Annotated in this window: 24 protein-coding genes and 1 tRNA gene; 17 read left to right on the top strand and 8 right to left on the bottom strand. The window is 49.5% G+C overall.

Annotation, left to right across the window (positions count from 1 at the left end; translation table 11 throughout):
* The first annotated feature begins 10 nt into the window (after positions 1-10).
* Positions 11-1111 carry a DNA alkylation repair protein gene (locus OIR97_RS01105; protein WP_169543898.1) on the top strand — a complete coding sequence of 367 codons (1101 nt, stop codon included), beginning with the start codon at positions 11-13 and terminating at the stop codon, positions 1109-1111.
* A 109-nt stretch (positions 1112-1220) separates the two neighbouring features.
* Positions 1221-1868: an OmpW/AlkL family protein gene (locus tag OIR97_RS01100; protein ID WP_219821623.1), complete on the top strand. Its 648-nt coding sequence runs from the start codon at positions 1221-1223 to the stop codon at positions 1866-1868.
* 60 nt (positions 1869-1928) lie between these two features.
* On the opposite strand, the gene OIR97_RS01095 is transcribed toward OIR97_RS01100, so the two are convergent.
* The 3 genes from OIR97_RS01095 to OIR97_RS01085 form a co-directional block, all read right to left on the bottom strand.
* A complete protein-coding gene (locus OIR97_RS01095) occupies positions 1929-2135 on the bottom strand; it encodes a hypothetical protein (protein ID WP_169543897.1) in 207 nt (68 codons plus the stop codon).
* 102 nt (positions 2136-2237) lie between these two features.
* Complete coding sequence (locus OIR97_RS01090) at positions 2238-3173, bottom strand: LysR family transcriptional regulator (RefSeq protein WP_169543896.1); 936 nt, start codon at positions 3171-3173, stop codon at positions 2238-2240.
* A 14-nt stretch (positions 3174-3187) separates the two neighbouring features.
* Positions 3188-3796, bottom strand: coding sequence for a carboxymuconolactone decarboxylase family protein (locus OIR97_RS01085; RefSeq protein ID WP_169543895.1), 609 nt, complete (start codon positions 3794-3796; stop codon positions 3188-3190).
* Between the two features lie 199 nt (positions 3797-3995).
* On the opposite strand from OIR97_RS01085, the gene OIR97_RS01080 reads away from it, so the two are divergent.
* Both OIR97_RS01080 and OIR97_RS01075 read left to right on the top strand, forming a co-directional pair.
* Positions 3996-4754, top strand: a complete 759-nt coding sequence (locus tag OIR97_RS01080; protein WP_169543894.1) for a hypothetical protein — start codon at positions 3996-3998, stop codon at positions 4752-4754.
* Positions 4755-4883: 129 nt separating this feature from the next.
* The gene (locus tag OIR97_RS01075; RefSeq protein ID WP_169543893.1) at positions 4884-5423 is read left to right on the top strand and encodes a hypothetical protein; all 540 of its coding nucleotides are present in this window, start codon (positions 4884-4886) and stop codon (positions 5421-5423) included.
* 122 nt (positions 5424-5545) lie between these two features.
* On the opposite strand, the gene OIR97_RS01070 is transcribed toward OIR97_RS01075, so the two are convergent.
* Complete coding sequence (locus OIR97_RS01070; protein WP_169543892.1) at positions 5546-6313, bottom strand: TSUP family transporter; 768 nt, start codon at positions 6311-6313, stop codon at positions 5546-5548.
* Positions 6314-6550: 237 nt separating this feature from the next.
* On the opposite strand from OIR97_RS01070, the gene OIR97_RS01065 reads away from it, so the two are divergent.
* A complete protein-coding gene (locus OIR97_RS01065) occupies positions 6551-7903 on the top strand; it encodes an HD-GYP domain-containing protein (RefSeq protein WP_169544370.1) in 1353 nt (450 codons plus the stop codon).
* A 46-nt stretch (positions 7904-7949) separates the two neighbouring features.
* Here the strand turns inward: OIR97_RS01065 and OIR97_RS01060 are convergent, their stop codons facing one another.
* Together OIR97_RS01060 and OIR97_RS01055 are read right to left on the bottom strand one after the other, a co-directional pair.
* Complete coding sequence (locus tag OIR97_RS01060; RefSeq protein WP_267177755.1) at positions 7950-8378, bottom strand: c-type cytochrome; 429 nt, start codon at positions 8376-8378, stop codon at positions 7950-7952.
* Positions 8379-8525: 147 nt separating this feature from the next.
* Positions 8526-8891: a cupin domain-containing protein gene (locus tag OIR97_RS01055; RefSeq protein ID WP_169543891.1), complete on the bottom strand. Its 366-nt coding sequence runs from the start codon at positions 8889-8891 to the stop codon at positions 8526-8528.
* A 105-nt stretch (positions 8892-8996) separates the two neighbouring features.
* Between OIR97_RS01055 and OIR97_RS01050 the strand changes: the two genes are divergently transcribed.
* Positions 8997-9860, top strand: a complete 864-nt coding sequence (locus OIR97_RS01050; protein ID WP_169543890.1) for a LysR family transcriptional regulator — start codon at positions 8997-8999, stop codon at positions 9858-9860.
* Between the two features lie 126 nt (positions 9861-9986).
* Here OIR97_RS01050 and OIR97_RS01045 read toward each other — a convergent pair.
* Positions 9987-10061: transfer RNA gene (locus OIR97_RS01045), tRNA-Gly, on the bottom strand.
* Positions 10062-10218: 157 nt separating this feature from the next.
* Here OIR97_RS01045 and OIR97_RS01040 point away from each other — a divergent pair.
* From OIR97_RS01040 to OIR97_RS01020, 5 genes are all read left to right on the top strand, one after another.
* Complete coding sequence (locus OIR97_RS01040; protein ID WP_169543889.1) at positions 10219-10725, top strand: prolyl-tRNA synthetase associated domain-containing protein; 507 nt, start codon at positions 10219-10221, stop codon at positions 10723-10725.
* A 76-nt stretch (positions 10726-10801) separates the two neighbouring features.
* Positions 10802-11710: a thioredoxin gene (gene trxA, locus OIR97_RS01035; protein WP_169543888.1), complete on the top strand. Its 909-nt coding sequence runs from the start codon at positions 10802-10804 to the stop codon at positions 11708-11710.
* Complete coding sequence (locus OIR97_RS01030) at positions 11707-12366, top strand: LON peptidase substrate-binding domain-containing protein (protein WP_169543887.1); 660 nt, start codon at positions 11707-11709, stop codon at positions 12364-12366. The genes trxA and OIR97_RS01030 overlap by 4 nt, the downstream gene beginning before the upstream one ends.
* 9 nt (positions 12367-12375) lie before the next feature.
* Positions 12376-12585 carry a Trm112 family protein gene (locus OIR97_RS01025; RefSeq protein ID WP_267177754.1) on the top strand — a complete coding sequence of 70 codons (210 nt, stop codon included), beginning with the start codon at positions 12376-12378 and terminating at the stop codon, positions 12583-12585.
* 1 nt (position 12586) lies between these two features.
* Positions 12587-12970 (top strand): gamma-butyrobetaine hydroxylase-like domain-containing protein, encoded by a 384-nt coding sequence (locus tag OIR97_RS01020; RefSeq protein WP_169543886.1) that lies wholly within the window; start codon positions 12587-12589, stop codon positions 12968-12970.
* 3 nt (positions 12971-12973) lie between these two features.
* On the opposite strand, the gene OIR97_RS01015 is transcribed toward OIR97_RS01020, so the two are convergent.
* Positions 12974-14194 carry an FAD-dependent monooxygenase gene (locus OIR97_RS01015; RefSeq protein ID WP_169543885.1) on the bottom strand — a complete coding sequence of 407 codons (1221 nt, stop codon included), beginning with the start codon at positions 14192-14194 and terminating at the stop codon, positions 12974-12976.
* Positions 14195-14273: 79 nt separating this feature from the next.
* Between OIR97_RS01015 and OIR97_RS01010 the strand changes: the two genes are divergently transcribed.
* From OIR97_RS01010 to OIR97_RS00985, 6 genes are all read left to right on the top strand, one after another.
* Positions 14274-15641, top strand: a complete 1368-nt coding sequence (locus tag OIR97_RS01010; protein WP_169543884.1) for an amidase — start codon at positions 14274-14276, stop codon at positions 15639-15641.
* A 197-nt stretch (positions 15642-15838) separates the two neighbouring features.
* A complete protein-coding gene (locus OIR97_RS01005) occupies positions 15839-16177 on the top strand; it encodes a P-II family nitrogen regulator (protein WP_169543883.1) in 339 nt (112 codons plus the stop codon).
* Between the two features lie 10 nt (positions 16178-16187).
* Positions 16188-17504: an ammonium transporter gene (locus OIR97_RS01000; RefSeq protein ID WP_219821622.1), complete on the top strand. Its 1317-nt coding sequence runs from the start codon at positions 16188-16190 to the stop codon at positions 17502-17504.
* Between the two features lie 226 nt (positions 17505-17730).
* Complete coding sequence (locus OIR97_RS00995; RefSeq protein WP_169543882.1) at positions 17731-18963, top strand: ammonium transporter; 1233 nt, start codon at positions 17731-17733, stop codon at positions 18961-18963.
* 318 nt (positions 18964-19281) lie between these two features.
* A complete protein-coding gene (locus OIR97_RS00990) occupies positions 19282-20472 on the top strand; it encodes an aminotransferase class I/II-fold pyridoxal phosphate-dependent enzyme (protein ID WP_169543881.1) in 1191 nt (396 codons plus the stop codon).
* Positions 20473-20482: 10 nt separating this feature from the next.
* Positions 20483-22882, top strand: coding sequence for a DNA translocase FtsK (locus tag OIR97_RS00985; protein ID WP_169543880.1), 2400 nt, complete (start codon positions 20483-20485; stop codon positions 22880-22882).
* The last annotated feature ends 6 nt before the right edge of the window (positions 22883-22888 follow it).

Genomic DNA, 22888 nt, shown 5'->3' with positions numbered 1-22888 from the left:
TATACGGAAGATGGCCGCAGAACTTCGACTTTGTTACACCGATGAATTTGTAGCCCATATTGCGGGGGCTCTTGCTGACGAAACCCCGCTTTCAACCGAAGAATTCCTGAACTTTGTTTATCAAGCCGACTGGAACGATTTTACCTTAAAACAACGGATGAACAGGTTGACGGACGCGCTTGTTCACTTTCTTCCGGGTCCGCTTGAAACGAATGCAGCCCTTTTAAAAAAATTGCTCCCCAAAATAAGCCTGCCAGATTTTCAATATTCCGACATGCTCTGTATGTTTGTACCTGATTATTTGTGCCGGACTGGGTTGTCCCGGCCGGACATCTCACTGGATGCCTTGAAGGCACTTACAGCCTTGGGCACCTCTTCGGAATTTGCCATCCGACCGTTCATTATAAAAGACACCCCCACTGTAATGAACTGGATGTTATCCCTGACCACGGATGAGAATGCCAATGTAAGACGGTTCGCGAGTGAGGGGTGTCGCCCGCGACTGCCTTGGGCAACGGCCTTGCCTTCCTTTAAAGAAGACCCATCCCTGATTTTCCCGATTTTGGAAGCCCTGCTGCAGGACGGCAGTTTATTTGTCCGCAAAAGTGTCGCGAACAACTTGAACGACATCGCAAAAGATAACCCCGATCAGGTTTTGAATTTTGCTGAAAAATGGATCGACCAGCATCCTCATACAAACTGGATTCTCAAACAGGGTTTGAGAAATCTGCTCAAGCAGGGAGACCGGCGAGCGCTTGCTCTTTTTGGAGCAGGACCGGTTAAGGTCAAGGCAGTTTCATTAGTTCTGTCGTCGGATCGTATCGAGCGGGGCCAGTCTTTAACTTTCAATGTTCACGCTACGCTGGACAGTCCGATACCGGAAAACCTTCGTCTTGATTATGCAATTGATTTTATGAAAGCCACAGGAAAGCATAGCCGGAAGGTTTTTCGATTGAGCGAAGGACGGCCTGAAACGGCTGAAATACAGGTTACCAAATCATACCGGTTTGTTGACTACACAACCCGCAAGCACCATCCCGGACTTCACAGGATCTCCCTCCTTGCAAATGGCCAGATTCTGGACACAAAGGAATTCATGTTGGGTTCGTGATCCCTCGCACAGAAAGCCTCCCGCAATTTGCATCTCGTTTGATCTCAATCAATCTATAGAGAGCTCCCCCACGGTATGAACCGGTCATATTTGTTAATTGGAGCTACTCATGAAGAAAATGACCGCTTTTTCACTGTCCGCCCTGCTTGCCTTGGCCACGCTGGGGGGTGCCACACCGGTGCTTGCCAAAGATGCGGGTGATATCCTGGTTCGCGTTAGGGGACTGGCTGTTGTTCCTGATGAAGGCGGCACAACAGATGCAATTGGCGGAAGCGCAAGCATTGATAATTCAGTTGTACCGGAAATCGATTTTACTTACTTCTTTACCGAAAATATTGCGGCGGAACTTATTCTTGCGACAACGCCCCATGATGTCAGTGTGTCAAACACGTCGCTTGGCCGAAATGTGGATCTTGGCGATGTCTGGCTGTTACCACCGACCCTGACTGTGCAATATCACTTTATGCCAAAAAAAGCATTTAGCCCTTATATTGGAGCGGGCTTGAATTACACCTTTTTCCTGAACGAAGATAAAGGAAACGACCCGGCGGTGACCAGTGTCGACTACGAAGATAATTTCGGGTACGCGTTACAAGCAGGGTTTGACTATAAAATCGATGATCGCTGGTCGTTCAATTTTGACGTCAAAAAACTCTTTTTGGAAACCAGCGTGACTGTGAATAACGGTAGCATCAACGCCCGTGATGTTGACATTGATCCATGGATCGTTGGTATCGGGTTCGGTTACCGTTTCTAAATCCATCGGGAGAGGGTTACACCCTCTCCTCATTCCATGCTGATGACTGCCTGCCGCGTTCTAACAACGCCCTGTCGCACATTCCTGTTTGCTCAAAACCGGTGCTTTTGGCGTAAATATCCGGGTAAATCTGCGAATAATGGACGAAGACGCCGTCTCGGGCGCTTTTTTCACCGCAGGTTTCTCGCCGTCTTCACGCCATCCAATTAGTTTACGTTCCGGAAAAAAAGACGCGGACGGCCGCGCTGGATATGAGTTTCTGTCCATAACATTCTCCATTCTTGAGGTTATGAACAACATATAACTATTTACACAATCAATATTAATTTACAATCTTGATCAACACTATTGCGTTTTTTGCAATAATAATCATTCGCCAAAGTCATGCTTGAGGCACTGTGCGAGATAATCAGAGAAAGCCCGAACTTTCGGGGGGAGATAGCGGCTCGATGGGTAAACCAGAAAGGTATTATATTCCAACGAATTAAATTTAAGACCTTCTGAATCAAACAGACGAACAAGCCTACCCGCTTTAATATGCTCGAAAACCTGCCAGAGGGGTAACACCACAATACCCAGACCACATATCCCCGCCTCCAGCACTGTCTCCCCACTATTCGTCTGAAATTTACTGGAAACCGGAATATCAACAGGCCCGACTGCGGTATCAAATTGCCAGCTTGATGCCACTGATCGCCATAACTCGTTGGCTGTTTTAAAATTGATGGCAAGACATTGATGGTTCTTCAGATCATCTGGTGTCTCTGGTGTTCCATGCTTTTCAAGATAACTCGGACTGGCACAAATCACACGGGTCACCCGGTGCAGTTTTCGCGCATGAAAGGTGGAATCGGGCAACCGGATGGCCATTCGTACGGCGGCATCAAACCCATCCTGAACCAGATCCAGCACCTGATCGCTCAATATCAATTCCAGCGAGATATCGGGATATTGCTCGAAAAATGTCTCTAGCCTGGGAACAATATAGCCCCGGCCAAATGTAAGCGGCGCCGTCACCTTTAATGCACCGCGCGGTTGAGCATCCAATTCGGAAATGGCCCGGCCCATATCATCAATTTCTGCAACCGCATTGACAGCACGGGTATAATAAATCTGTCCGGCTTCCGTCAGACTGACCTGGCGGGTGGTTCTGTTCAGCAATCGGGCATTCAAGGCTTCCTCAAGGGCATTGATCTGGCGGGTCACAGACGAGGCCGCCATGTTCATATGACGCGCGGCATCCGAGAAACTACCCCGCTTCACGATTTCTATAAAGATGCGAATCGCCGCCAGATTATCTGTCAAAATTGCGCTCTTTTCTAGGTATGAGACCAGTCTTCGGGGTCTTGATTGTTATTTGGAGACAAGCCCAGAATGTCGCCATCGGTCGAACAACCAAGCCCCAAGACGGTTCGATTGGCGTAAGAAAAATAGGCTGTCACCTGATTGATTTCCAGAATTTCTCCGTCTGAATATCCCGCTTGTTTAAGCGTTTCAATATGAGATTGTGCCAGCGATGACGGCTCATCCGTCAGGATCCGCGCATAGTGCATGGCTAGCTTCTCTTTTTCCGATAAGGGGGCTTTTTCAAGATCCCGCGCTTCAATGGCAGACCGGATCGCTTCCGATTTTTCCGGGTTGTTTAACAATCGTGCCAATCCTGCATAATGATGTTCAACACAATAAGTACAATTATTCAATGAGCTTACCCAAACGCCCAAAGTCTCCAAAAACCATTTCGGAACCGTATTGTTTGTATGATGCAGCACATATTTATACAGGGCCATATGGCCCTCCATCGTGTGGGGCCGAAGGGAATGAACCATCATAATATTGTCGACATTATTGTCGGGCCCCTTTACCCGATCATACAGCTTTTTCAGCCGCCCCTTGGCATTTTCATACGAAACAACATCAATCCAGACCATCGATTACTCTCCCGGAAAATTGGTTTCTCATCATGCTATCGCCCCTGATGAAGATCAATAAATTTCACAAGAGGTAGGACTTCAGAACTAGGTCTTTTTTGGTTTGCATTGGTGTCATATTCATGATTAATAATTTATTAACAATTCATACGGGCTCGTATAACTTCAGGGGCGTATCTGCAACCATAAGGGGGAATAAATGAAAAAAACAATTTTGAACGCTTTGCTCGGCGTCACGGCAGCATTTTTAATATCGGGGGCGGCATCTGCCGCAAATGTTAATCCGGATGTTATCTTCGGCTCAGGCAATGCCAACGGGGGTTTTACAGTTGGTACGACCAATAATATCGAAGTAGGCCTGCGTGCAAAACAGCGTTTTCCAGTACCGGCCAACATCTTTAACTATGACGGTGTCGATACCTATAATTTCAATGCGGGCGAATCCGCACCGGGATCAGGACGGCCATTATGGAGTTTTGAATGGTCAATAAACACTGATGTCGCGGGCACCAGCGGAGCGAAAGTTCAGGACTTCACCTATCAACTCCGGCTGGATCATGATCCCTCTGCGGGTCAGTCCTTTACAAGCTTTGATCCCATTATGGGCCCCGTGGCTTTACTGGGAATGGACCATTCATTTGGCGATAACTCAACCCTAAACGGTCAAGGGGTCGAGGTTGCCAGTGGTGACGCACCAGGCTATGCAAATCTGATTGCCAACAATAATGTGGTTCAGAATTCCTGGCAGTATCAGTGGTTCACGGTCATTGATCCGCTGATCGCTGGTCTGTATCGCATTCAAATGGATGTGCTGAGCGCGAACGGAGAACTTCTATCGACCGCCGGCATTAATGTTGTTGTATCTGCAGTCCCTCTTCCGGCAGCATTGCCATTATATGGGGCTGGCATGGCCGTCCTTGGCTTCCTCGGATGGCGACGGAAACAAAGAGCGGCCTAAACAGACGCAGAATTCAAAAAATCGAAAGGCGGCCATGGGGTCGCCTTTTTTGTGGCTCATTGTAATTCCGGATTTGCAATCAGATGCAACTTCTCTACCATTGGTTTTTCATAAAAAAGGACAGGCTCCATGAACAAATTCTCCCGTATTTTGATGCTGGCCGGCTCTGTAATGTGTTTTCCTGGCCTTGCAACCGCACAAACACAAGACAGCACCTTTAACGCAAAAGCTGCTATTCCGGTGCCGGATGAAGGAAAAACCTATCCGTCTTACTTCCTGACCATGGATCAATTGAAGAATTGCATTTCTGTCGAAGAGAATATGGCAATGCTGTCCGGCTATATCGAAAAACGAAATGCAATTTTCGAAACGTACCGCGAAGAACTCGCCGCGTTGGATACGGAAATAAAACGCATCGAAACCTATTTCCGTGAAAACCCCAACACGAAAATTGACGATAAGGAAAATTTTGAAACGCGCAATGAAATGGTGCGAAAAAACAATGACTATGTTGCACAGTATAATAAGAAGCTGGAGGATTATACCACGTTGCAAAAAGCCTATGATAATGATGTTTCCGAATTTAACAGTTTATCGGCGGACTTCCAGAATTCATGCAATGGCAAGCGCTATTATCTGGATGATTTACAGGCCGTCCGTGGCAGGTAATCCATCGGGAAGTATCAGACTAACCCGTCGCGTGTTTACCCAGAATTCGCAGAAAATTATCGAATATTTTTAGTAATAACGTCGGTAATTACGTATTTATGCCACTGAAAATAAAGTAATTTTTATAAATTCAGGAAACCGGCCAGGATTTTTGAAAGAGGCTGCTGAAATGTCGTAACGAGGGCAAACCCGTAGACGCCATAGAGAAAGAAACGCTGTGTTTTTGCCGGAACAGATGTCAATCGAACAAGCAGTTTACCCCCAATAAGGCCGCCAATTAGCGTACCGGAAAACAGGGCAACGGCATAAAAGTACAAGATGTTTCCATATAACAAATGAACAAAAACAGTAACGATAACACACAAAAATTCACACACCCTTGCCTGTATGCTGGCCTGCGCAATTGAATCGCCGCCCGGATAAGCAAGACGGAATAACGCCAGGGTCAGCAACCCGAAACCCGCGCTGATACTGCTTCCGTAAATGCCAATCAAAAACGCCGCCACTATCAAAAGGGTTCGGTTTTTTGGCAGATCAAAACGACTGACAGCGGGAATAATCAACTCAATAAAGAAGATCGCGCCAACAACAACAAAAGGAATAACATCCCGTGTGATCTGATTGATCAGGAAAACCCCTGCAATACTTCCTGTTAACAGGGCGGGAGCAACATGCCTGATTTGCTGCCAGTTCACCTGTTTGCGGGTCGCATAACCACCACTGATTCCCCAGCCTAGGGATCCAACCTTGAAAAGCGCCATCAACTGGGCATAACCGACCAGCGGTAACAGAAATTCCAATACCGGCAGCGCCAGAAAAAATGCGCCCGCGATATTCACCGCCCAGATTGCCAGGAAAAGGCCTGAAACCAGTAACAGGAAAAAAGTCATTGATTGTCCAGTCACGTGAAAACAAGGAAGACTGCCGGACAGATTAGGGCCCGGTCCAAATATTCGATTTCCGTTAAGCGAATATTAGGATCAGTTTGTGAAAATGCTCAAAATTGTAGGGTAACGCTTGCAGATCTGCCGGTTTTTCAGTGGCATTCTCTAAAATCAGGCACCGCTGCTTCGAGGGTATAGTAAATGAATGTAGTCACGTCAATAAACGCCAGCGCCAGCGAAAAAATGCCCTCAATCGATGGCAAGCTGTTCCTTTCAGAGGTTATCGGTGCCTTAAGTTACGCGCTTGATATGACAGAAGGTCAACCCGCCGGACATAGTATTCGGTGTTGTTACATTGGTATGCATTTGGGTAAAAAACTGGGCCTCGACCAGCAGCAGCAATGGGATCTTTATTACACATTATTATTAAAAGATGCTGGGTGTAGCAGTAATGCAGCCCGCCTGTATGAACTATATGGCTGTGACGAGCGGGACTTCAAACATGAATTTAAGCTTGTCGATAACACCGATTTCAGGGAAGTCAGCAAATTTATCATCAACCATGTAGGTGTGGGGGAAAGCTTTCTTTCCCGTTTAAAACGCCTGATTGATGTTGGTAAAAATGGAAGCAATTATGCGGTTGAGCTGATTGAAACCCGCTGCGAGCGGGGTGCAGACATCGCTATTCGTCTGGGATTTAACGAAGCAATTGCCGACGGCATCCGTTATCTGGACGAACATTGGAACGGCGAGGGAAAACCTTATAGGAAATCCGGGCATGAGATCCCCGTTAATTCTCAGATTGCCCTTCTTGCCCAGGTTGCGGATGTCTTTTTTATCTCAAGTGGTCAGGATGCCAGCCTTGAGCAGGTTACCCGCAGAAGCGGCTCGTGGTTTGATCCGAACCTGGTTGCCCTGTTTGACGACATTGCGAACGATGATGAGTTCTGGCAACACCTGAATAGTGACGACCTGCAACAGCAGATCATGAAGCTGGAGCCTGCATCAATGGCCATGCGGGTCAGTGAAGAGCGGCTGGACGATATCACAGCCGCCTTTGGTATGATTGTCGATACGAAAAGCTCCTTCACTTTTGACCATAGCAGCCGCGTTGCCCTGTACACCGAATCCATTGCAAAGCATTTCGGCTATGAAAAAAACCACCTGTCATACTTGCGCCGTGCCGCATTATTACACGATATTGGCAAACTGGGGGTCAGCAATGACATTCTGGACAAACCGGGAAAACTGGACGACCACGAATGGGCAGAGATCAGAAAGCACTCCAAGTTTACAGAAGAGATTCTCTCTCATCTGTCTCCCTTCACAACGATGGCAAAAATGGCAGGCGCCCATCATGAAAAACTGGACGGAACGGGCTATCCTTACGGTCTGTGTGCCGAGGAAATCCATATGGATACCCGGATCATAACGGCCGCGGATATTTTTGACGCCATTACTGCCGCGCGCCCCTATCGCGGTGCCGTTCCGGTGGAAAAAACACTGGAAATCATGCGCGGCGAATGCGGCACGTCAATTGACCCGGTGGTTTTTGATGCCTTGCAAACGGTAGTTTCAGATCTCGCGCTGAAATAGACCGCCGCTGTTCGCTGCTTTCAAACCCCGATCCGGAAATCAGTCCCTAGCGGATCCCTGATGCCTGTTGGATTTCTCGAACATACTGGATGATCAGGGCAACTTCTGTTTGGTTAAGCCCCTCTATCGCCGGCATGTTGCCAAATGACCAATGATGGGCCCGGACCCCTTGGGCAACCGCTCGAAAAAAAGCACCATCGCCATGATGACCAGGCTCATAAATCTTGTGAATGAGAGGGGGCGCAACATCATCCTGTCCCGCCGCATTTGTCCCATGGCAGCTCACACAGTTTTTATCGTACAGCGTTTTGCCCGCCATCGCGCCCGGGGTAAAGTGATCGGGAAGCGTGACTTCTACAATCGCGGGGCCCCTTCCGCCGCTAGCGGCAGGCATTTTTTCGTCCGAATAGAAATAATAGGCCGCCAAAGCGGCGACAATCGCCCCTAGCACTCCAACAACAATAACCTTTTTCACAGAATCCTCCAAAATCAATGAAGCAACGTTAGTCCTTCCAGCAGGGGGAAGGTCAAGATCTTATCAACGATCAGTGAAAATCCTTTAAGCGACAGCGGATAAGACGCGCTTGCCCCTTATCCGTCCAGTCGCATATTGAGTGTATGATTAAAGGCGCGGCATCTCGTCAATCTTTACCGTCATATCCGATTGCGTGTTACCGGTATGCGTGGTTTCCGCTTTCGTAATATTCACAAGCAGCACTTCATCCTGTGCCTCGGGCATATGCTCAACCCCTTTAGGAATGACCAGAAGTTCCCCTTCTTTGACGATCTCGTCCCGATCCCGGAAATGAACCGTCAGTGTGCCCTTGATGACAATAAACAATTCATCTTCCTGCTCATGAGAATGCCAGACAAATTCGTTTTTTAGCTTTGCCAACCGGACATGCTGACCGTTCGCTTCCGCGACTAGATGCGGGCGCCAATAACCGCTAACCTGACCAAATTTTTCCATTAAATTCACGCTTTTCACAACAAATCTCTCCTTATTTTTGAATTGCCAAAGCGTATAAAATACATCATCATAAACAAAGCTAATATATATAATACTTAACATTAACAAACCTAATGACAAATTATGCGCACGATTGATCTACAGCTCCTCCGAACCTTCAGAACCGTTGCGACATCCGGCAGCATGACAAAAACCAGCGGTTTACTGAACTTGACACAAGGGGCCGTCAGTCAACAGGTCCGCAAGCTTGAGGAACAATTGGGATGCAGGTTACTTTTCCGCTCAAAAACCGGCATGACCCTCACTCAGGAGGGTGAAAAACTCTTTTCCCGGTCGCAAACACTGCTTAATCTGAACGATCAGATTTGGCAGGAAATGACAGAACCGGAATTTGCGGGCCGGTTGTCATTGGGCATCCCGCTGGATTTGGTCAATGGACAGTTGCCTCTCATATTGAGGCATTTCGCCGAGGCGTTTCCCGATATCGATATCAATTTGGTCTGTGCCCCCACCCTTGAGCTCAAACGCCAGTTTAACGACGGTGTTCTGGACTTGACGCTCATGGAAGAGGTGCAGGCCGACATTTCCGGTGAAACCCTCTATTCTGATCAACTGGTCTGGATTTCAGCAAAAGGCAGCCGGCTTCTTGAAACCACGCCATTACCTTTATCGATTGCGAGTACAGATTGTGTATTCCGCAAACCGACAACAGATGCCCTTGACCGGGCGGGGCGACCTTGGAAACGGGTATATGAAAGCAACAATATTGATGCGGTTCAGGCGATGATCCGAATGGATCTGGCAGTCGGCGTTTATTTAAAACAGTTGGTGCCCGACAGCCTGAACCATTTTCAAGGCGGCGACCGTTTTCCGGCGCTACCGGAATTTTTCGTCACGCTGGCCGTTTCAAATGGCAAACAACAAGACCTTGCCCGGCATCTGGCCGAATATATAAAAAGAGGGTTCGCACCCCAGAAAGCGGCATAATCAAAAAGAGGCGTCCGCGTTTTGATGGCAAGACTTCAGTTCAGCAGGTCTGCCCGCGGGTAAAGCCGGAAAAAAGGCTAGAATCAAAAAGGCCCAGCCATCGAAATGGCCGGGCCTTTTGATATTTGGAGCGGGCGATGAGATTCGAACTCACGACCCTAACCTTGGCAAGGTTATGCTCTACCCCTGAGCTACGCCCGCATCCGGTGCAACTTGCGCTGCGAGGCGGGATAATAGTTATCTTGAATGCGAATGCAAGCGTGTTTTTAAAAAAAGTTCATTTTATTTTTCCACGTGGCAGGGATCAACGCATTCGGCTATCTTATCGGCTAATAATCAAGCAGAGGAATACGGATTTATGGCGGCGACTCCTGACGAACTCTTTTCTTATCTCGAAAAACTGGGAATCAAATTCAAAACCCATCAGCACGAACCGGTCTTCACGGTCGAGGAAGCACAGGCCGTCTCGCGGGAGCTGGAAGGCGGGCACAGCAAAAATCTGTTCCTCAAGGATAAAACAGGAGATCTTTATCTTCTGGTCTGTCTGGAAGAAACCCCGGTTGATCTTAAATCTTTGCGCAAAAAGATCGGTGCAAAAAACCTGAGTTTTGGAAAAGCTGACCTTCTGATTGACACGCTCGGCGTTGAACCGGGCTCTGTTACACCCTTCTCCTTGATCAATGATATGGACAAAAAGGTGTTCGTTTTGTTGGATGAAGCCATGATGAAAGAAGACTATTTGAACTTTCACCCCTTGATTAATGACAAAACAACGCAAATTTCTTCTAAGGACCTTTTACAGTTCATAGAGTCATGTGGGCAGGATTACAGGATAATAGATCCATCCGCAGATATCCCTTCTTAAAGGCTGGACGAGGCAGGCAGACAGGATATACTCGGCGGAAATTGGAAAGAACGAACAGAATTGGTATAGTGACGGTATGGAAACCTTAATAGACAGTGCTGCAGGCAATGCAGGAAATTGGGTCACCGACGGGGACACGCAAAGCTTCAACACAGATGTTGTGGAAGCCAGTAAAGACCGCTTGGTACTTGTAGATTTGTGGGCCCCTTGGTGTGGCCCCTGCAAACAGCTTGGTCCTGTTCTTGAAAAAATCGTCCAGTCCGCTGGCGGCGCTGTTTCGCTTGTGAAAATCGATATCGATAAAAACCCGCAAATTGCCCAAGCCTTGCGCGTTCAATCCATTCCGGCTGTTTTTGCGTTCAAAAACGGGCAGCCTGTTGACGGGTTCATGGGTGCGGTTCCGGAAAGCGAAATCAAAAAGTTTATCGAGAAAAATGCTGGCGAAGCCATTGGCCCTTCCCCTGTTGACGAAGCGATGGAAACCGGTCTTGAGGCATTGGAAGCTGATAATATAGAAGTTGCGCTTGCCGCCTTCGCCCAGATTCTTGAAATCGAGCCCGACAATGTCGATGCGAAGGCCCATTTGTCCCGGATCTATATCATGATGGGCGAAACGGAAGCCGCCCAGAACCTGCTAGAAACACTGTCAGATGAAGACAAAACCAATCCTGCCGTTTCAAAGGCACTGGCCAGCCTGAAGCTGGCTGAAAATACGGCAAATACAGGGGATCTTGCGGCTTTGCTGGATAAGGTTTCAACAGATCCGGACAATCTGGATGCCCGGCTTGAACTGGCACGCGCGCAAATCGGCGCACAGGCTTATGAAGAGGGCGGACAGCAGCTTCTGGAAATCATCCGTCGCGACAAAGAATGGAACGATGCCATTGCCCGCCAGGAATTACTTAATCTTTTTGAAGTTCTGGGCCCCATGCACGACACCACCAAAGACCTCCGTCGTGGCCTTTCGTCCCTGTTATTCTCATGAGCGATCAGGGCACCACATCAGGTCTGGACGAATTACCGACAATTCTGCCGGTTTTTCCGCTGACAGGTGCCCTTTTGCTGACAACGGGCCAATTACCGCTTAATATTTTTGAACCGCGGTATCTGGATATGGTGCGTGATGCCATGGAAACCCACCGTGTTATTGGCATCATACAGCCAAAAGATCCGGAGGATGTCTCTCATGAACCAGACCTCTATACCATCGGCTGCGCGGGTAAAATCTGTGAATTTTCTGAACAGCAAAATGGAACAATTCACATCACCGTAGAAGGCATCTGCCGGTTCAGAATGGAAGACGAACTGGACCGCCTCACCAAATATCGGCAAGTACAGGCAGATTACAGCCCGTTTCAACATGACCTTATTTCGGCGACCGAACGATCTGTTGACCGCGAAGCCCTGCAAAGTGTGCTGAAGCATTTTCTGGAATTCGAAAATGAGGAAGAAGACTGGGAAGCGCTGAACAACCTGGCAGATGACAATCTTGTCAATTCCCTGTCCATGATTTGCCCATTTTCTCCCGCAGAAAAACAAGCCTTGCTGGAAGCTGAAAATGTTATTGCCAGAGCTGAACTTCTGATCAGCCTTTTGACAATGATGATGCAGCAAAGCAGCCCGAACAGAACCGTGCAATAGGAAAAAACCGTGACCAATTCAATTGATACTGCCCCTGATCAGTCGGCTGTTGATCCCAAACTTCTGGAAATCCTTGTCTGCCCTGTCACCAAAACGACGCTGGAATTTGATCGCGACAAGGCAGAGCTGATCAGCAAAAAAGCGGGCCTCGCCTTTCCTATTCGAAACGGCATCCCGATCATGCTTGTCGAAGAAGCCCGTACATTGGATGAGAAATAGGATGACAGCAGATCTGTATGATCAGGCCGGCCGTCCAAAACCGACCGAAGTCCGTTTAAAAAAAGAAGAAAAAATCCTGACCATCAGTTTTGCCGATGGTCATAATTTTCAATTTCCAGCCGAATTGTTAAGGGTGGAAAGTCCATCTGCTGAAGTTCAGGGCCATAATCCGTCGCAAAAACAGATTATCGCCGGACGACGACATGTCGGGATCATGTCTTTAGAGCCAGTGGGCAATTATGCCGTGCGGCTAAAATTTGATGACCTTCACGACACAGGCCTCTTTTCCTGGAGCTATCTTTACAAACTAGGTCTCACACAGGAAGAGGTGTGGGAAGCCTATCTGAACAACCTTGCGAAAAACGATCTCAGTCGGGATCCTTAAAGGTCAAAGCGGTTTTCCCTCCAGCAACCTTGGGAGTTCACCCACTGTCCCGCGGGCATGTTCCATAAAAAAGCCTTTCAAGCGCGGCATTTTGTTGACCGCCGCGAGACCCAGATCCCTTGCAAATCGGACCGGGGGCACATCGGTCACAAACAGCTTGTTCAATCCATCGGTAATGGCCAAAAGGGCCAGACTGTCAAAGCGCCGCCAACGCTGATAGTGATTGAGCATATTCTGGCTACCGATATCCTGACCCAAACGGGCCGTATCGACAACCACCTCGGCAAGGGCGGCAACATCCCGCAATCCCAAATTCAATCCCTGCCCGGCAATCGGGTGCATGCCATGCGCCGCATCACCAATTAACGCCAGCCTTTCAGAAATGTAGGTATCTGACTGATGCAGGGCGAGCGGATAACTCCAGCGCGGACCAACAACCTCCAGCTTACCTAGAAAATCACCAAAGCGACTGGCCATCTGGGCCTGAAAATCGGTGTCATCCAGCTGCATGATCTTGGCGGCCATATCGGTCTGCTCTGTCCAGACGAGTGACGAACGGTTGCCGCTCATTGGCAAAATGGCAAATGGGCCGGGATTAAGAAAACGTTCCTGGGCAACGCCGTTATGGGGATATTCATGGGCGACCGTACACACAATTCCGCTCTGGTCATAGGACCAGCCAACCGTCTTGATCCCCGCCATTTGGCGAAGGGGCGACTGACGACCATCAGCGGCAACCACAAGCCGCGCCGTGACAACCCGGCCATCCGCCAGTTCAGCGGTCACACCATCGGCCTCTCTTTCAATTGTTCTATAAGTCGCGGGGGCAAGAAGGGTCAGGGTTTCGATTTCGGCTGCGCGGGCCTGCAGGGCCATTCTCATATGGCGATTTTCCACCATGTGACCGAACGGCTCATCCCCTAATTGTTTATGATCATAATGCAGAAAGAACCTGGACGGACCATCTGTAATGCGGATGTCCAGCATGGGCTCTGCCTCGGGAACATGCGCCCAAACACCAATGCTTTTAAAAAGATTACGCGACGCATGGGCGATCGCCGACACCCGGCCATCAAAGTGACCCTCTACAACATTCGCTGGATCTTCACGCTCCAGAACGACAACCTCAAGGCCCGCCGAAGATAAGGCGATAGCGAGGGGCAAACCATTTAAGCCCCCTCCGACTACCAGAATGTCCGCCTGAATTACCTCTGTCGCTGTCATTATACTTTTTCCAACCTTTTGTACCTCGCTGGGCAGACCTGCCCTTGCTCCCTTTTAAGATTATAGCTAACCTCTCACAATGACAAATTATTGGCATAGCTTATCCGCCCTTCAATTGGGTGAAAGAATAGAACGGGGCGAGATCGACCCTATTGATCTTACGCAATATTTTCTGGATCGGATCAAAGAAAAAGATCCGGACCGTGTAATTTATGTCCGTTTAACCGAAGATCGGGCGCTTTGTGAAGCGCAGGCTGCGCGGACGCGCGCGCGTAACAAACAACGGCGCAGCCCGTTGGACGGGGTTCCGATTTCCTGGAAAGACCTGTTTGATACCGCCGGTGTTCCGACCGAAGCGGGCGCCAAGTTGCTTGAAGGACGAACACCTGATCAAGATGCGGAATGTCTGGAACGCGCGACAAGGGCCGGATTAATCTGTCTTGGCAAAACCAATATGCCTGACGTGGCGTTCTCCGGCTTGGGGAATAATGCCTGGACGGGCACAGGGGCCAACCCGCATGACCCGGACAATATACGGGTTCCCGGGGGCTCTTCCTCCGGGGCAGCGCTGTCTGTTTTTCACGGCCTGGCCGCGGCGGGAATCGGCTCTGACACTGCGGGCTCTGTGCGAATTCCGTCGGCCTGGTGTGGTATCACGGGTCTTAAGACCACACATGGTTTGATTTCTCTGGAAGGGTCGGTACCACTTTCGCCGTCACAGGACACAATTGGGCCACTGACCCAAAATGTAGCCGACGCAAACGCTTTATGTGCCATTTTATCAGGAAAGCCTGCAGCAGATCTGAAAGGGGCCTCGTTGAAAGGGGTCCGCATCCTGCGCGCGACAACGGTTTTTGATGATCTGGTAAAACCGGATATCCAAAACCAGATTGCAAAGGGTTTAAAGCAGATGGAAAAAGCGGGGGCCGAGATTGTCGAACAGGCTGTACCCGTTTTTCAGGAAGTTCTGGACCATTCAGCAAAAGCAGGGTCCCCTGCCAATGTAGAGGGGAACGTTCTCTGGGCTGATAAAATCCGTCAGGATCCAGACGGCATGTTCGGACCGATCGCCCGGCGGTTTTTATCCGCGGATACATTTAGTGCGCCCGGTATCGTCGGATTTTATATGGCTTTGGCGGACTATCAGAAAAAATATCAGGCCCAGACCGCAGGCTTTGACCTTGTCGTTGGCGCCACGGTGCCTGACATACCGCCCCTGCTTCAACCTTTATACGAGGATGAAGAGAAATATCTGAAAGCGGCGATGATGTCGATCAGCCTGACACGGTTGGGGAATTTACTTGGCCTGTGCGCAACATCGTTGCCTTGCGGATCAGCAAACGGGTTCCCCGTTGGATTGATGTTAATGGCCCCGCCCTTTCAGGAAGCCAAGCTTCTCAGACTGAGCCACGCCACCGAAAATTGTTTGGCTGAACTAAATGCCTAATTTATAGACACTGACTATTTATTAATCAATTTTACTGTCTATTTTTCAAGCAAAACCGTCGGATTTTTCCGGCGGTTTTTTTTATCTAATTGAAATTAAACAATTTTTTACCTTCTTTTTGAAACTGGCACAGGTCTTGAAGTAAAGAGGACGAGCCAGGGGAAATCCCTATTGGAAAACAGGCATTGAGGTGAAAAATGAAACTCGTCATGGCCATTATCAAACCGTTCAAGCTAGACGACGTGCGCGATGCACTGACGGCTATCGGCATTGACGGTTTGACCGCGACCGAAGTTAAAGGCTTCGGACGTCAAAAAGGGCACACAGAAATCTACAGGGGTGCAGAATACGCAATTTCATTCCTTCCCAAGATTAAAATCGAACTCGCTGTCAAAGATGACATGGTTGAACAGGTAGTCGAAACCATACAGACAACGGCCAGAACCGGACAAATCGGTGACGGTAAAATCTTCGTTTATGACCTGAATAATGTCGTTCGCATCCGTACGGGTGAAACTGACACAGATGCGCTTTAGGAGAGGAAATATGCGTAACAGTAAACAATCTTTGGCGATTATGGCAGCTGGTGCTGCACTCGCCGCACTCTTTCCAGCCAGCGCGTTCGCGGCTGTTGACAGTGAAACCTCATACATTCTCAATTCTTTTTCCTTCCTGATTAACGGTGCTTTGGTCATGTGGATGGCTGCGGGCTTTGCCATGCTCGAAGCCGGTCTGGTTCGCAAAAAGAACACAGCGACCATTTGTCTGAAAAATATCGCTCTTTATTCCGTTTCAGGCCTGACCTTTTATGTGGTCGGCTATAATCTGATGTATCTTGATGTCACCGGGTTCATTGGCTCTATCAGCCCGTTCTGGGGTCCAGACGATGCGGCCGCGCTTGCTGGTACTTTTGATGAAGGCAGCTATTCTGCGTCTTCGGACTGGTTCTTCCAGATGGTATTCGTTGCGACAGCCGCTTCCATTGTATCGGGCGCGCTTGCTGAACGGGTCAAACTATGGTCTTTCCTTGCTTTTGTCGTTCTACTGACAGCAATCATATATCCAATTCAAGGCTCCTGGGTTTGGGGCGGTGGCTGGTTGGATGCCATGGGCTTCTCAGACTATGCCGGTTCTACTCTGGTTCACTCTGTTGGTGGCTGGGCTGCTTTAACGGGTGCAATCATTCTGGGTGCCCGAAAAGGTAAATACGGAAAAGACGGCCGTGTCATGCCAATTCCAGGGGCCAACCTTCCGCTTGCGACATTGGGAACATTTATCCTGTGGCTCGGCTGGTTCGGCTTTAACGGTGGTTCTGTTCTTGCCCTGGGTTCTGCGGAAGCTGTCATTGAAATGGCCAACGTTTTTGCCAATACAAACATGGCCGCCGTCGGTGGTGTTCTGGCCGCAATGGTCGCAACCCAGTTGATCTACAAGAAAGTCGACCTGACCATGGCATTGAACGGTGCAATCGCCGGTCTTGTCTCTATCACAGCAGAACCTGCTGATCCGTCCATGGGAATGGCCATTCTGATCGGTGCTGTTGGTGGTATTCTGGTGGTTGTTGCGGTTCCGCTTCTTGATAAGTTGAAAATCGACGATGTTGTTGGTGCCATCTCGGCGCACCTTGTTGCCGGTATCTGGGGAACGTTGGCGGTTGCCATTTCCGATGCGGATGCGACTTTTATCGTACAGGCCACAGGCGTTGTCTCCATCGGTGCGTTTGTCGTCGTGACCAGCACAATCTTCTGGCTAGCCCTGAAATACACCGTTGGTATTCGGGTTTCTGAAGAAGACGAAGCAAACGGTCTTGATAAAGCAGAACTGGGTCTGGAAGCCTATCCAGAATTTGGTCCATCCAGCTAAACAATACCCTGATCGGGCAGGCGCGTATATTGGGAGCCGCCTGCCCACCCTAGATGCAATTGCCTTATTTTTGATCTCTAATTGATTAAATTGTGGGCAATTGCATCGTTTGCATTATCTCTCTCTTCCCCAAACTGCCCCAAAAACCGGCATTTGCTGATTTGGCACGCTCCTTGAGTACCTCTTCCCCACACACCAAACGAACAACAAGCTTGGGAATGCGGGAATGGATTCAAATATCACAGGAACAGACGTTCTATTTATTCTGATGGGCGCCATCATGGTTTTTGCCATGCATGCAGGCTTCGCCTTCTTAGAGGTTGGCACCGTCAGGCGAAAAAATCAGGTCAATGCACTGGTAAAAATTCTGGTGGATTTTGCGGTCTCAACGGTCTGTTATTTCTTCATTGGCTATTCTGTCGCTTATGGCGTCGATTTTCTGGTCAGCGCCTCCGTACTGTCGGGCGCGGAAACTGCCGAAGGATACAGCTTTGCCGGCAATGGCTATGATCTGGTCAAATTCTTCTTTCTTTTGACCTTTGCCGCTGCTATTCCAGCGATTATCTCGGGCGGAATTGCCGAACGGGCAAAATTTTGGCCCCAACTGGCGGCCACTGCGATTTTGACCGCCCTGGCCTACCCTTTCTTTGAAGGAATAATCTGGGGCGGTGCCTTCGGTATCCAGGAAATGATTGAAAATAGGTTCGGTGTTCCTTTTCACGACTTTGCGGGCTCCATCGTTGTGCACGCCGTTGGGGGGTGGATTGCACTGGGCGCGGTTATTTTTCTGGGGGCCCGCATGGGGCGCTATCGCAAAGATGGGCGGCTGATCGGTATACCGCCGTCAAATATTCCGTTTCTCGCGCTGGGTTCATGGATATTATGCATTGGCTGGTTCGGTTTTAACGTTATGAGTGCCCAGACAATCGACGGGGTTTCCGGTCTTGTCGCGGTCAATTCCCTGATGGCCATGATTGGCGGGATCCTGAGTGCGTTGGTTGTCGGCCGGAATGATCCGGGTTTTGTCCATAATGGTGCCCTTGCCGGATTGGTCGCCGTTTGCGCAGGTTCTGATATCATGCATCCCATCGGAGCCCTTGCCACAGGAACGGTGGCTGGTGGTATTTTCGTCTATGCCTTTAACTGGTGCCAGAACAAACTACGCCTTGATGATGTCCTGGGCGTTTGGCCACTTCACGGCCTTTGCGGTCTTTGGGGCGGGATCGCCGCTGGTATTTTCGGCTTGCAAGCACTTGGTGGATTAGGCGGCGTGAGCCTGCCGGTTCAAATTGGCGTGTCGTTGGTCGGTTGTCTTTACGCTTTAATAATCGGTTTAGTAGTGTACGGCCTTCTTAAGAAAACGGTCGGCATCCGTCTGGATGAACAATCCGAATTTGAAGGGGCAGACCTGAGTATTCACAAAATCGGGGCATATCCCGAAGAAGACCTCAAATTGTAAGCACAAAATCAACATATAGCGTTTGGATAAGCATAAAAATCAACATTTTATGCTTTCCACTCGCCAGTGCTTCACCAAGTTAATTTTTATCACTTTTGTGTTACCAAATCCCGAAGACAAACAACAACTTACATCTATAGTAGTATATGCTAATTCAGAACATTTAGGGAACATTGGGATATTTACCGCCTTTTGGCGGCTGCTGAGAAATATTCTATCGACCCTGAGGGAAATGGGCTTGTTTCTCTTCTCGTAATTCACTAATTTTGTTTTTGTTTTGTACTCATTGCAGTTTTGCATCATTCTTAGGCAAATATTATGAACCCGGACCTGGCTTTATTACGGGGATCCCCCTTCGTCGCCCTTCGTGAACTTCTTGATCCGCTCGCCCCTCAATCGAACATTAAACCAATTTCACTAACAATCGGAGAGCCACAGAATCAACCCCCTGAACTCATGAAACGGGTTCTCAAGGAGCATGACCATTTATATGGCAAATATCCACCTGGTGATGGGACAGTTGAACAAAGAACCGCGATCGTTAATTGGTTGAACCGCCGCTTTACGCTACCAGACGGTATGATCGAGCAGGACAGGCATATCACCCCGGTCAATGGTACAAAAGAAGCGTTGTATATGTTGGCGCAGGTTTTAACGGACCGGTCTGACCCGGCCGCTGAAAAACCCTGCATCCTCATTCCGAACCCCTATTACCACGTCTATTATGCAGCCGCAATTATGGCAGGAGCCGACCCTGTTTTGCTGCATGCCAACCGGGAGAACAACTTCTTTCCGGATTTGGACAGCCTGTCTGAAGATGTTCTGTCCCGCTGTACCGCCTTTTTCCTGTGCAGCCCCTCCAATCCACAAGGCACGATTGCAGACCGGGATTACCTCATCAAAGCGCTTGAATTGTCGCGCAAGCATGATTTCGTACTGATTATGGATGAATGTTATACAGAGATATATGATCAGTCCCCACCAACCGGAATTTTGGAAATCCTCAAGTCAGAGGGCGGCTCGTTGTCCAATGTGGTTGCCTTTCATTCATTGTCAAAACGGTCAAGTGCTGCAGGACTGCGGTCTGGTTTTATGGTGGGTGATCCGTTAATCACCCGTGCCATGCTGAATTTGCGAAATTTTGCCGGCGCAGCGTCCCCCCTGCCTGTTTGTGCCGCCTCGGCCGCTCTTTGGGCGGATGATGAACATGTCGCCTCAAATCGGACACGATATAAGACGAATATCGATATTGCCGAGAAACATTTAAAAGGCCGGTTCGGTTTTTACCGGCCGCCTGGGGGTTTCTTTTTATGGATCGATGTGGGAGATGGCGTGGACGCCACGAAAAAACTTTGGACGAAAGCCGCTATTCGTGTGCTTCCGGGGGAATTTCTAAGCGTCACCGACCACACCGGGTTCAACCCGGGACGGCAATATATCCGCATTGCGCTGGTATTTGACCCTGAAGTGATGGAAGAAGCTTTATCCCGGATGGTCAATGTTTTATAGAATATAGGTTATGAATTTTAAAGGCTCCGGATCAAAATCAATTTCCCTGCTTCCAAGCGGCAGTACAGACTTCCTGTACCGCCGTGCGATTGAGCTATTGGGCATCTCCTTATTTGTTATCGCTCTTCTTGGGGTCTTGACGCTGGTATCCTATTCTCCAGAGGATCCAAATTTTAATCATGCGACAGAAAACCCGGCCTCCAATTGGCTTGGCGTAATGGGCGCTCATATTTCTGACCTGATGCTGCAAACCATTGGATTGGGCGCCATCGCACTGATTGCCGGCCTTGTTGCCTGGTCCTGGCGGATCACGTCCCATCGAGGATTACGCTGGGGGTGGGTGCATGTTGCCCTGCTGCCTTTTGGCGTTTCTTTCGCCGCAAGCGCGATAGCTGCCCTGCCTGTCAGCGAAGGCTGGCCGTTAAATGCGGGATATGGCGGAATTGTTGGTGAAGTCATCTTCAACGGGCTGATCGTTGGTGGTCAAAAGGTTGGCATTGTTATTCCAACATCTGCACTGGGCATTGTCCTGGCGGGGGTCGCCGCGATCCTGCTGGTTCTGGCATTTGCCCTTCCCTTGCAGGAATGGATCAGTATGGGCAGATCCATCATTTTTGCGGGTCGCAAAACCGCGGCCTTTGGGGGCTATCTGAAAGGCCTGCGCGGCAAAGAGGAAACGATTGATGAAGAAGATGCGATCCTTTTAGGATCAGCACCGGAAGAAAGCACCGCCAAACCCGAGAAGAAAACCCGCCGCCGGAAAAAGAAAGAATTGAAAGCAGATCCTGCTGATCGGGGGACAGAGCCTAAGATTGATGCGCGGCGCAGCGAGGTTAAAGCGGGAAAACGGGTCGCGGCTGAAAAACAGGCGGCCCTTGATCTGGGACCATCGGATATTTATCAATTGCCGCCCTTAAGCCTTTTATCGTTGCCAGATACCAAACTGGTGGCAAAACCGATCAGTGAAGAAGCGCTGCAAAATAATGCGCGTCTTCTGGAAGGGGTTCTGGACGACTATGGCATCAAGGGGGAGATCAGCCGGGTACGTCCGGGGCCTGTTGTTACCTTGTATGAACTGGAACCGGCCCCCGGTCTGAAAAGTTCGCGGGTGATTGGTCTTGCCGATGACATCGCCCGTTCCATGAGTGCCATCTCTACCCGTATCGCCGTAATTCCGGGACGCAATGCCATCGGGATCGAACTTCCCAATCAGCGGCGGGAAACTGTTCTGTTACGGGAACTTCTGTCAACCGCCACTTATGAAAGCACAAACTCCAAACTAACGTTGGCACTTGGTAAGGATATTGGCGGTGACCCAGTGGTCGCCGATTTGGCCCGTATGCCCCATCTGTTGATTGCAGGTACAACAGGATCTGGTAAATCGGTGGCCGTGAATACTATGATTCTCAGCCTACTATACCGGCTCCCGCCTGAAGAATGCCGGTTCATCATGATTGACCCCAAAATGCTTGAGTTATCCGTGTATGACGGAATTCCGCATTTGCTGGCACCGGTTGTCACGGAACCTGGCAAAGCCGTGGTGGCCCTAAAATGGGCTGTCAAGGAGATGGAGAACCGTTACCGGAAAATGGCGGAACTCGGCGTTCGGAATGTGGATGGTTATAATCAGCGTATTCGCGAAGCCAAGAAACGCGGGGAAGAGCTGAAACGCACCGTACAAACCGGGTTCGACGCCACCTCGGGCGAGCCTGTTTTTGAAGAGCGTGTTCTGGATACAGAACCCCTGCCCATGATTGTCATCATCGTTGACGAAATGGCCGATTTGATGCTGGTGGCCGGTAAAGATATTGAAGCCGCCGTTCAGCGACTAGCCCAAATGGCGCGGGCGGCAGGCCTTCATGTGATTATGGCAACCCAGCGCCCGTCCGTAGACGTTATTACTGGTACCATCAAGGCCAACTTCCCAACCCGGATCAGTTTTCAGGTTACCTCGAAAATCGACAGTCGGACCGTTTTGGGTGAACAGGGTGCAGAACAGCTCTTGGGACAGGGTGATATGCTTTATATGCCCGGCGCTGGCAGGGTTCAAAGGGTACACGGCCCCTTCGTTTCTGATGAAGAAGTCGAAGAAGTTGTCAAATTCCTCAAATCTCAGGGCTCGCCCAATTATATGGAAGAAGTTACCGAAGAGCAGGAAACAGAATTTGACGGTATGAGCGGCGGCGGCGGCGGTGGATCCGAAGTTGACGCGCTTTATGACAAAGCCGTTGAACTGGTCTGCCGGGAGAGAAAAGCCTCCACAAGTTTTGTCCAGCGTCACTTGCAGATCGGCTATAACCGGGCCGCACGGATTATCGACGAGATGGAAAAAGAGGGTGTGATCAGTTCCGCCAACCATGTTGGAAAAAGGGATGTTCTCGCACGGGACATCGAAGACCGGATCAATTAACAGGAT

This window comes from Sneathiella aquimaris (assembly GCF_026409565.1).
GTDB lineage: Bacteria > Pseudomonadota > Alphaproteobacteria > Sneathiellales > Sneathiellaceae > Sneathiella > Sneathiella aquimaris.
The sequence above is the reverse complement of the archived record's forward strand: the minus strand, read 5'-3'. Positions and strand labels throughout refer to the sequence as shown.

Excerpts from the sequence above, each read along its gene's own strand:
- OIR97_RS01105 (WP_169543898.1), top strand. The coding sequence starts at position 11 with ATGGCCGCAGAACTTCGACTTTGTTACACCGATGAATTTGTAGCCCAT.
- OIR97_RS01100 (WP_219821623.1), top strand. The coding sequence starts at position 1,221 with ATGAAGAAAATGACCGCTTTTTCACTGTCCGCCCTGCTTGCCTTGGCC.
- OIR97_RS01095 (WP_169543897.1), bottom strand. The coding sequence starts at position 2,135 with ATGGACAGAAACTCATATCCAGCGCGGCCGTCCGCGTCTTTTTTTCCG.
- OIR97_RS01085 (WP_169543895.1), bottom strand. The coding sequence starts at position 3,796 with ATGGTCTGGATTGATGTTGTTTCGTATGAAAATGCCAAGGGGCGGCTG.
- OIR97_RS01080 (WP_169543894.1), top strand. The coding sequence starts at position 3,996 with ATGAAAAAAACAATTTTGAACGCTTTGCTCGGCGTCACGGCAGCATTT.
- OIR97_RS01075 (WP_169543893.1), top strand. The coding sequence starts at position 4,884 with ATGAACAAATTCTCCCGTATTTTGATGCTGGCCGGCTCTGTAATGTGT.
- OIR97_RS01070 (WP_169543892.1), bottom strand. The coding sequence starts at position 6,313 with ATGACTTTTTTCCTGTTACTGGTTTCAGGCCTTTTCCTGGCAATCTGG.
- OIR97_RS01065 (WP_169544370.1), top strand. The coding sequence starts at position 6,551 with ATGCCCTCAATCGATGGCAAGCTGTTCCTTTCAGAGGTTATCGGTGCC.
- OIR97_RS01050 (WP_169543890.1), top strand. The coding sequence starts at position 8,997 with ATGCGCACGATTGATCTACAGCTCCTCCGAACCTTCAGAACCGTTGCG.
- OIR97_RS01040 (WP_169543889.1), top strand. The coding sequence starts at position 10,219 with ATGGCGGCGACTCCTGACGAACTCTTTTCTTATCTCGAAAAACTGGGA.
- trxA (WP_169543888.1), top strand. The coding sequence starts at position 10,802 with ATGGAAACCTTAATAGACAGTGCTGCAGGCAATGCAGGAAATTGGGTC.
- OIR97_RS01030 (WP_169543887.1), top strand. The coding sequence starts at position 11,707 with ATGAGCGATCAGGGCACCACATCAGGTCTGGACGAATTACCGACAATT.
- OIR97_RS01020 (WP_169543886.1), top strand. The coding sequence starts at position 12,587 with ATGACAGCAGATCTGTATGATCAGGCCGGCCGTCCAAAACCGACCGAA.
- OIR97_RS01015 (WP_169543885.1), bottom strand. The coding sequence starts at position 14,194 with ATGACAGCGACAGAGGTAATTCAGGCGGACATTCTGGTAGTCGGAGGG.
- OIR97_RS01010 (WP_169543884.1), top strand. The coding sequence starts at position 14,274 with ATGACAAATTATTGGCATAGCTTATCCGCCCTTCAATTGGGTGAAAGA.
- OIR97_RS01005 (WP_169543883.1), top strand. The coding sequence starts at position 15,839 with ATGAAACTCGTCATGGCCATTATCAAACCGTTCAAGCTAGACGACGTG.
- OIR97_RS01000 (WP_219821622.1), top strand. The coding sequence starts at position 16,188 with ATGCGTAACAGTAAACAATCTTTGGCGATTATGGCAGCTGGTGCTGCA.
- OIR97_RS00995 (WP_169543882.1), top strand. The coding sequence starts at position 17,731 with ATGGATTCAAATATCACAGGAACAGACGTTCTATTTATTCTGATGGGC.
- OIR97_RS00990 (WP_169543881.1), top strand. The coding sequence starts at position 19,282 with ATGAACCCGGACCTGGCTTTATTACGGGGATCCCCCTTCGTCGCCCTT.
- OIR97_RS00985 (WP_169543880.1), top strand. The coding sequence starts at position 20,483 with ATGAATTTTAAAGGCTCCGGATCAAAATCAATTTCCCTGCTTCCAAGC.